5 protein-coding genes are annotated in these 7,882 nt (G+C 63.2%); 2 read left to right on the top strand and 3 right to left on the bottom strand.

Annotation, left to right across the window (positions count from 1 at the left end; all coding sequences use genetic code 11):
• Window positions 1–34: 34 nt before the first annotated feature.
• Window positions 35–1,627 carry a peptide ABC transporter substrate-binding protein gene (locus LB577_RS14035; protein ID WP_023777272.1) on the bottom strand — a complete coding sequence of 531 codons (1,593 nt, stop codon included), beginning with the start codon at window positions 1,625–1,627 and terminating at the stop codon, window positions 35–37.
• 283 nt (window positions 1,628–1,910) lie between these two features.
• Here LB577_RS14035 and LB577_RS14030 point away from each other — a divergent pair, with 283 nt between their 5' ends.
• Complete coding sequence (locus tag LB577_RS14030) at window positions 1,911–2,357, top strand: TadE/TadG family type IV pilus assembly protein (protein ID WP_023764417.1); 447 nt, start codon at window positions 1,911–1,913, stop codon at window positions 2,355–2,357.
• Window positions 2,358–2,359: 2 nt separating this feature from the next.
• Complete coding sequence (locus tag LB577_RS14025; RefSeq protein ID WP_224687125.1) at window positions 2,360–4,129, top strand: TadG family pilus assembly protein; 1,770 nt, start codon at window positions 2,360–2,362, stop codon at window positions 4,127–4,129.
• A 42-nt stretch (window positions 4,130–4,171) separates the two neighbouring features.
• Here the strand turns inward: LB577_RS14025 and LB577_RS14020 are convergent, their stop codons facing one another.
• Complete coding sequence (locus tag LB577_RS14020) at window positions 4,172–5,806, bottom strand: alpha-glucosidase family protein (protein ID WP_224687124.1); 1,635 nt, start codon at window positions 5,804–5,806, stop codon at window positions 4,172–4,174.
• Window positions 5,806–7,866 (bottom strand): glycogen debranching protein GlgX, encoded by a 2,061-nt coding sequence (gene glgX / locus LB577_RS14015; RefSeq protein WP_224687123.1) that lies wholly within the window; start codon window positions 7,864–7,866, stop codon window positions 5,806–5,808. Before glgX ends, LB577_RS14020 begins: the two co-directional genes overlap by 1 nt.
• Window positions 7,867–7,882: the final 16 nt, after the last annotated feature.

Here is a 7,882-nt window from a genome sequence, read left to right as displayed (position 1 = left end):
CGCCCCCCCCCCCCCCCCCGGGCCTGGCCAGGGATCAGTCCTTGCTGACGAAGCGCGACGGATGCACATCCATCACGTTGTCGACGAAGCCATGCAGCTTCGAGGAAACGATGTCGTGGTAGCTGTAGTAGAGAAGCGGAATCTGGCCGACATCGTCGACCAGGATGCGCTCGGCCTCGGAGAGCTCCTTCATGCGCTCTTCGGGCTTGCCGCCGGCGGCCGCGGCCTTGTCCATGGCCGCCTCATAGGCCGGGCTGTCGTAGTTCGAGTAGTTGTTGCCGCTCGCCTTGCGCGAGATGCCGAGGAAGGTTTCGGGATCCTTGTAGTCGGCGATCCAGGCGGCACGGGCCACGTCATAGTCGCCCTTCTGCTCGAGGAAGGAATAGTGGGTCTTGGTGTCGGTGTTGAGCAGGGTGACGTCGACGCCGAGCGGCTTCAGCTGTTCCTGGATGGCGACCGCGGTGTTCTTGTGGTTCTCCGAGGTGTTATAGCGGATTTCCATCTTCAGCGGATGCTCCGGCGTGTAGCCGAGCTTCTCGAGGATTTTCTTGGCTGCGTCCTCACGGTCGATCTGCGGCATGTCGGCATATTTGGCCACTGCCGGCGTATAGCCCTCGATGCCCGGAGGCACCATCGAATAGCCAGGCAGCATCGAGTTCTGCCAGACTTTTTCGGCCAGGAAGTCGCGGTCGATCGCCATCGAGATGGCGTTGCGCAGCTCGGGATTGTTCCAAGGCGCCTTGTCGGTCTTGATCGCGTAATAGTAGGTGCCGAGATATGGACCGACGTGGATCTGGTCGCCGAACTTGGTCTTGAGATCGGCGAGCTGTTCGGTCGGCAGGTCGTCATAGCTGTCGAGTTCGCCGGCCTCGAAGCGCTTCATCGCCGATGAGCGGTCTTCGGTGGGGATGTAGTTGACCACGTCGAACTTGACGGTCGCGGCGTCCCAGAATTTCGGATTCTTGACCAGTTTCATGTGGTCGTTGGGAACCCATTCGGCCAGCGTATAGGCCCCGTTCGAGACAAGATTGCCGGGCTTGATCCAATCGGCGCCGAGCTTTTCGATGGAGGCCTTGCTGACCGGATAGGTCGCCTGGTGGGTCAGCATCTCCAGGAAGTAAGGCGTCGGCGCCTTCAGCGTCACCTCCAGGGTGTTGGCGTCGATCGCCTTGACACCCATGTCCTCAGGCTTGCCCTTCTTGGTGTTGACGTCCTCCGCACCCTTTACCGGATAAAGCATCGAGGCGTATTCGGCGCCCGTCGCCGGGTCTTCCAATCGATGGAACGCGTAGACGAAATCGTCCGCCGTCACCGGGCTGCCGTCCGACCACATGCCGTCCTTGCGCAGCTTGAAGGTATAGACGGTGCCGTCGTCCGATACCGTCCAGCTCTCGGCGGCGCCAGGAATGAGGTTCGCCTTCTCGTCCTGCATGACGAGGCCCTGGAACAGGTCGCGCAGGACATTGGCTTCATAAACCGTCGAGGTCTTGTGCGGGTCGACGGATTCTGATTCTGCAGCGGTGCCGCGGTTGTAGACAATTTCGGCGAAAGCCGGCGTGTAGAAAGTGCCGGCGGTCACTGCCATGGTCGTGGCGAAAACCGTCGCCTTCAGCATGTTTTTCAGCATGAAGTTCTCCCTGTCGGCGCTGCCGTCGGCGCGCCTCTAAGTGTTGACGCCCCGGAGCCGATGGCTGGCCCCTTCGAGCGCGCCGCCGGTTCCCCCCGGCAGCTGGTGGCAGGAGACTAGACAGGAGGTAAGCTCTTTTCAACCGAGTACTGATTGACCCTAAGTCAATCAGTATAGCTGAAGAAGCAACGCCTAATTTAGAGCGGCTTTTTCAATCGCATGCACCCCCTGATTGCACCCAGGGTTTTCGCTTTCTGCATGCGAACTTTGGCATGCTGGTATCATGGTTCAGATCCTCATTTCCAAGGTCCGAAGGCGTGCGTTCCGAATGGACGCTTCGGGAACTTCAGCGGTCGAGTTCGCTCTGTTGTCACCGCTGTTCATCCTTCTCTTGCTCGGAATGGTTGCATACGGCATCTATTTCGGAGCCGCCAGCTCTATTCAGCAGATTGCGGCCGACGCCGCCCGGACGGCGATCGCCGGGTTGAACCAGACCGAGCGCCAGACGCTGGTGGCCGCATTCCTCACCAACAACGCCGCCGGCTATCCCTTCGTGGACGCCAGCAAACTGTCCTACCAGGCCAATGACAGCGTGGCCGACGGCAGCCAGTTCGTGGTGTCCGTCTCGTACGATGCGCGCAACCTGCCGATCTGGAATCTCTTCCCGGGCATAGCGATGCCCGGGACCACGATCAAACGCCAGTCGACGATCAGGGTCGGAGGGATCTGAAAATGCCGATGCGGGCGGGCAAGGGCATCGGCCGGCTTGCACGGTCGATGGTGGGAGACAGCAAGGCGAATTTCGCCGTGATGACGGCACTGATCGCTCCGGTCGCATTGGCGCTGGCGGCGGTGGCGATCGACGAGGCCTCGATCTACACTGAGCGCCGGGAAGCCCAGGCGATGGTCGACCTGGCGGCGATCACCGCGGCCTCGAACATCAACAATGTCAACACGGCAGTCGTCACCACGCTCACCGATAACGGCATGCCAGGCGTCGTCGTTCAAGCTTCCGGCCAGACCATTGCCCCGGCGGTCGGCAAGACGGTGGTGACGGTCACGCAAGGCCGATATGCCTCATCGACCGCCACTGTCACCCAGCGCTTCCAGGCGGGGGTGACCCCCTACAATGCAGTGCGTGTCACGCTGGCGAAAATCCCCGCCCGCTATTTCGCCAGTTCGCTCATCCCCACACCGGTGATCGGCACCCAAGCCACGGCCAGCATGACGCCGCAGGCGACATTCTCGGTCGGGTCGAGGCTGCTCGGCGTCAATGGCGGCATCCTCAATGCGCTTTTGAGCGGACTTCTCGGCGGCAACATCTCGCTCAGCGTCATGGACTATAACGGGCTGATTTCGGCCGATGTCAGCGTGCTTTCCTTCATCAGTGCGCTCGCCACACAATTGAACGTGACCGGCGGTACCTATTCGAACGTCCTGGCCTCGAAGGCGACGGTGGGCCAGATCGCCACCGCAATGGCCAACGTCCCCGGCCTCGGCAACACGGCAAAGATCGCGCTGCAGAGCATTGCGTCCAAGTCGACGAGCACGGTCAAGATCCCGCTCAGCAGTCTTGTCGACCTTGGTTCCATTGGCAGCCTGGGGCTCGGGCAACAGCCGTCCGGCCTTGGCGTGGACGCAAGCGCGATGGGAATGCTGACCGCCGCCGCAGTGCTCGCGAACGGCACCAACCAGGCCGACATCGATCTCGGCGCCACCATCCCGGGATTGCTTTCCACCAAGCTCAGCATCGCCATTGGCGAGCCGGCGCAATCCTCGCCATGGCTCGCGGTCGGCGGCATCGGCACTGTCGTTCGAACGGCCCAGACGCGCATCAAACTGACGGCGTCCGTCGGTGTCGGCACACCAGGTCTCGGCGGCGGCATCAGCCTGCTGGCCGTCAACCTGCCGCTCAATGTCGAAGTCGCCTATGCCGAAGCCAAGCTGACCGACATCACTTGTCCGGCAGGACCGTCCAGCATCAGTGTTTCCATTGCCGCGCATCCCGGTATTGCCCGGCTCAACCTGGCCAACAGCAACAATCCCTCCGGCTTCGCGGATTTCAGCCAGCCACAGACCTTCACCGACGCCGAGATCGCGAATGTGAGCTTCAAGCTCCTGCTGATCAACATCCCGCTGATCAAGGTGATGGGTTCGGCCGCGACCGCGATCACCAACAACAGCCCGCAAACCTTGACGTTCAACGCGACCGACATCGCCAACAAGACGATCAAGACCGTTTCGACACGAAATATCTCGCAGTCGCTGACCACGTCGCTGGTCAACAACCTGTCGCTTTCGGTCAATGCGCTTGGTCTCGGCATCGATCTGACCGCGCTGCTTGGAACGGTGAAGCCGGCGGTGGTGACCCTGCTTAACACTGTCACGGCGCCGGTCGACGACCTGCTTTACAATGTGCTGTCAGCGCTGGGTGTCGGCGTCGGCCAGGCCGACGTGCGTGTCACCGGCGCGATCTGCGGACGCGCGGTGCTCGTTCAGTAAGGCATTTGCGCCAAGCGGATCGCTTGGCGCAAAGACCGCCAATCAGTCGAGCCGACCGAGGAAGCGACCGAGAGCCGGCAGCGAAAGCGCTTCTCCCTCGACTGCAGCAGTGCCATCCAACACAACGGCGACCGGACCAATGTCCGGCGGCAGCGGCCAATTTGTCGCCTCCCCGGCGAAATTGAAGACACAGAGCAGCCTCTCCCCGCCTGCTTCGCGGATGAAGGCGAGCACGTCACCCTCGGCGTCAAGGAAGTGGATCGAACCGCCGACCAGCGCCGAATGCCGTTTGCGCAAGGCGAGCGCCGAGCGATAGGCGGACAGCACCGATTGCTCGTCGCTGTTCTGCACATCGACCGCGCGGGCGCGATGGCTCGCCGGCACCGGCAGCCAGGGCCTGCCGGTGGAGAAGCCGGCATTGTCGACCCCAGCCTCCCAGACCATCGGCGTGCGGCAGCCATCCCGGCCCTTCACACCGGGCCAGAAGCGGATGCCGACGGGATCGCGCAAATCCTCATAAGCAAGCTCGGCCTCCTCCAGGCCGAGTTCCTCGCCCTGGTAGAGGCAGATCGAGCCGCGCAGGCAGGCGAGCAGCATGATCGAGAATCTGGCCACCGCGTCGGGGGCGCCGTCCGGCGGCGTCCAGCGGCTGACGTGGCGCACCACGTCATGGTTGGAGAAGGCCCAGCAGACCCAGCCATCGGCCACCGCATTTTCAAAGGCCGCGACGCAGCCGCGCACATGCGCCGCTGAAAACTGCGGACCGAGCAAATCGAACGTGTAGCACATCTGCAGCATGTCGCCGCCGGAGGTGTAGGCGGCGAGCGTCTGCAGGGAACGGCCTTCATCGCCGATCTCGCCGACCGCGGCGCGGTCCTCATACTCGTCCAGCAGCGCCCGGAAACGCCTGAGGAAGGCAAGGTTCTCCGGTTGCGTCTTGTCGAACATATGCTCCTGGTAAAGATAGGTGTTGGTCTCGCCGTTGGTGCCGGCGACGCTCGACGCCAAAGGCGGATTGCTGCGCAGCCAGCGGTCGTGGACATAGTAATTGACCGTGTCGAGCCGGAAACCGTCGACGCCACGCTCCAGCCAGAACCGCACCGTGTCCAGAAGCGCGTCCTGGACCTCCGGGTTGTGGAAATTCAAATCCGGCTGCGAGGCGAGGAAATTGTGCAGGTAATATTGCCGCCGGGTCGAATCCCACTCCCAGGCCGGGCCACCGAAGACGGACAGCCAGTTGTTGGGTGCATTGCCATCGGGTTTCGTATCGGCCCAGACGTACCAGTCAGCCTTGGGATTGTCGCGGCTTGAACGGCTTTCGATGAACCATTCATGCTTGTCGGACGAGTGCGACAGCACCTGGTCGATGATGATCTTCAGACCCAGCCGATGCGCCTCGGCGACCAGCGCGTCAAAATCCTCCAGTGTGCCGAACATCGGATCGACGGCGCGATAATCCGAAACGTCGTAGCCCATATCGGCCATCGGCGACTTGAAGAAGGGCGACAGCCAGACGGCATCGACGCCAAGCGAGGCGATGTGGGCCAGCCTTGCCGTGATGCCCCTGAGATCGCCGCTGCCGTCGCCTGTCGTGTCCTGGAAGGAGCGCGGATAGACTTGATAAATGACGCAGCCGCGCCACCATTCCGCGCCCTGCCCGGAATTGTCGTCAGCCATCACGAACCCTTCCTGTCGTGGCTCTTGCCGGGCCGGCGCGGACCAATTTTTTCCGCATCGGATTGCCCGAAAACCGGTTGCCACTTTTCGATCCGATGCTCTGTCATAAAACTCACACTGCGGCCCGGCAGCGGGCGTGCAAGGTCGATCGCCTGCGTTTCGATCGCCGGCTGCCATCGGAACCCTTCCCGTACTGGCAGAGTGAAGACGCATTGACGGCGATCGCCGTTGACCATGATGGCAAGGCGGCCGCCCCCGGCATCGCCCAGCAGCATGACGAGGCGATGCCGGGCGGGATCATTCCAGTCCGCCTCGGCAAGCGGCGCGCCGGTTTCCGCCAGCCAGGCGACGTCGGGGATGCCTGAAGACTCGGCCACCTCACCCGTCAGCAAATGCGTGTCCGACAAGGCAGGAACGGCGCGGCGAAGTGCCGCGAGCGCCGAGGTGTATCGCTCCAGCGCCTGGTCGCGGCCTGCCCAGTCGAGCCAGGTGATCGCGTTTTCCTGCGCGTAGGCGTTGTTGTTGCCCTTCTGTGTGCGGCCGAATTCGTCGCCTGCGGTCAGCATGATCGTTCCGCGCGAGGCGAAAAGCGTCGCAAGCAGCGCGCACCGGTCGTCGAAGCGCGCCTTGGCGATCGCCGTGTCGTCCGTCTCGCCCTCGGCGCCATTGTTCCAGGACAAATTGTCGTTGTGACCGTCGCGGTTCTGCTCGCCATTGGCCGCGTTGTGCTTGCGCTCATAGGCAACGATGTCGGCCAGCGTCATGCCGTCATGCGCGGCGATGAAATTGACGCTGCGGCTGGTCGGCTGGCCGCCCTTGCCGAAAATATCGGACGAGCCGGCAAGCCGCGTCGCCAGCCCACCGATCATGCCGGCATCGCCGCGCCAGAAGCGTCTGGCGTCGTCGCGGTAGCGATCGTTCCATTCAAGGAAAGGCGGCCGGAAATTGCCGAGCTGATAGCCGTCGGGACCGATGTCCCACGGTTCGGCGATCAACACGCGGTCGGCAAGGACAGGATCGCCGGCGATCGCCCCGAGCAACGGCGCGGCCGCATCGAACGCGCCGTCGACGCGGCCCAGCACCGGCGCCAGATCGAAGCGGAAACCGTCGACGCCGGCATGGCGGACGAAATGGCGAAGCGTGTCGAGCACCATTTCCCGCACCACCGGGTGGTCGCAGGCGACCGTGTTTCCGGTGCCGGTGTCATTGACCAGCCTGCCATCCGGCTGGTGCCGGTAGTAGGCTTGATTGTCGAGGCCGCGCAGCGACAGGGTCGGCCCCAGCCGATCGCTTTCCCCCGTGTGGTTGAAGACGAGGTCGAGGATGGTGCCGATACCGGCCTCACGCAGTGCCGCGACCGCGTCGCGCAATTCAGCCAGGCCGCCGGGCGCCAGGCGCGGGTCGAGCGCCATGAAGGTGACGGGATTGTAGCCCCAGGCATTGCTCAACCCCAGCGGCGGCAGATGCCGCTCGTCGATCGACGCCGTCACCGGCATCAGTTCGACGGCGGCGACGCCGAGCTTTTTGAGATGCTCGATGATGACAGGATGAGCAAGTGCCGCGATCGTACCGCGCTGCTCTTCCGGAATGTCCGGATGCAGCTTGGTGAACGAGCGAACGTTCAGTTCATAGATCAGCCCACCCGGCGAAAAGACAGGCGCCCGGGCCGGCATCGGCCTGGACAGCGCGAGCGCCACGGTCTTCGGCATCAATGATGCCGTGTCGGCACCTTCGTTGCGCCGCGCGGCAAGCCGCCAGTGATAGGCATAGGGCCGATCGATTTCGATACCATAGGGATCGGTCAACAGCTTGTCTGGGTCGAACCACCGCCCTTGCTCAGGCGCATAATCGCCGTCGGCGCGAAAGCCATAGCGCGTGCCGGCGGCGAGACCGGAGACGAAGAGTGCGTGGACGCTCTGTCCTTCCGGCTGGAGTTCAAGCCGGTCGGTCTCGTGGTAGCCCGCACGATCGAAGATCGACACCCAGAGGCGCCTCGCCGACGAGGACCAGACGGCGAAGCGGATGCCGTCACGGGTGACGGTGGCGCCGAGTTGGATCATGCAGGCTCCCCCTTCT

The sequence above is a fragment of the Mesorhizobium sp. B283B1A genome (assembly GCF_020165735.1).
In the GTDB taxonomy this organism is placed as follows: Bacteria; Pseudomonadota; Alphaproteobacteria; order Rhizobiales; family Rhizobiaceae; genus Mesorhizobium; species Mesorhizobium opportunistum.
Note: the sequence above shows the minus strand (reverse complement) of the source record. Positions and strands in the feature narration are given on the sequence as shown.

What these genes read in the sequence shown, in the direction of transcription:
- LB577_RS14035 (WP_023777272.1), bottom strand. Translation starts at nt 1,627, where the DNA reads ATGCTGAAAAACATGCTGAAGGCGACGGTTTTCGCCACGACCATGGCA.
- LB577_RS14030 (WP_023764417.1), top strand. Translation starts at nt 1,911, where the DNA reads ATGGTTCAGATCCTCATTTCCAAGGTCCGAAGGCGTGCGTTCCGAATG.
- LB577_RS14025 (WP_224687125.1), top strand. Translation starts at nt 2,360, where the DNA reads ATGCCGATGCGGGCGGGCAAGGGCATCGGCCGGCTTGCACGGTCGATG.
- LB577_RS14020 (WP_224687124.1), bottom strand. Translation starts at nt 5,806, where the DNA reads ATGGCTGACGACAATTCCGGGCAGGGCGCGGAATGGTGGCGCGGCTGC.
- glgX (WP_224687123.1), bottom strand. Translation starts at nt 7,866, where the DNA reads ATGATCCAACTCGGCGCCACCGTCACCCGTGACGGCATCCGCTTCGCC.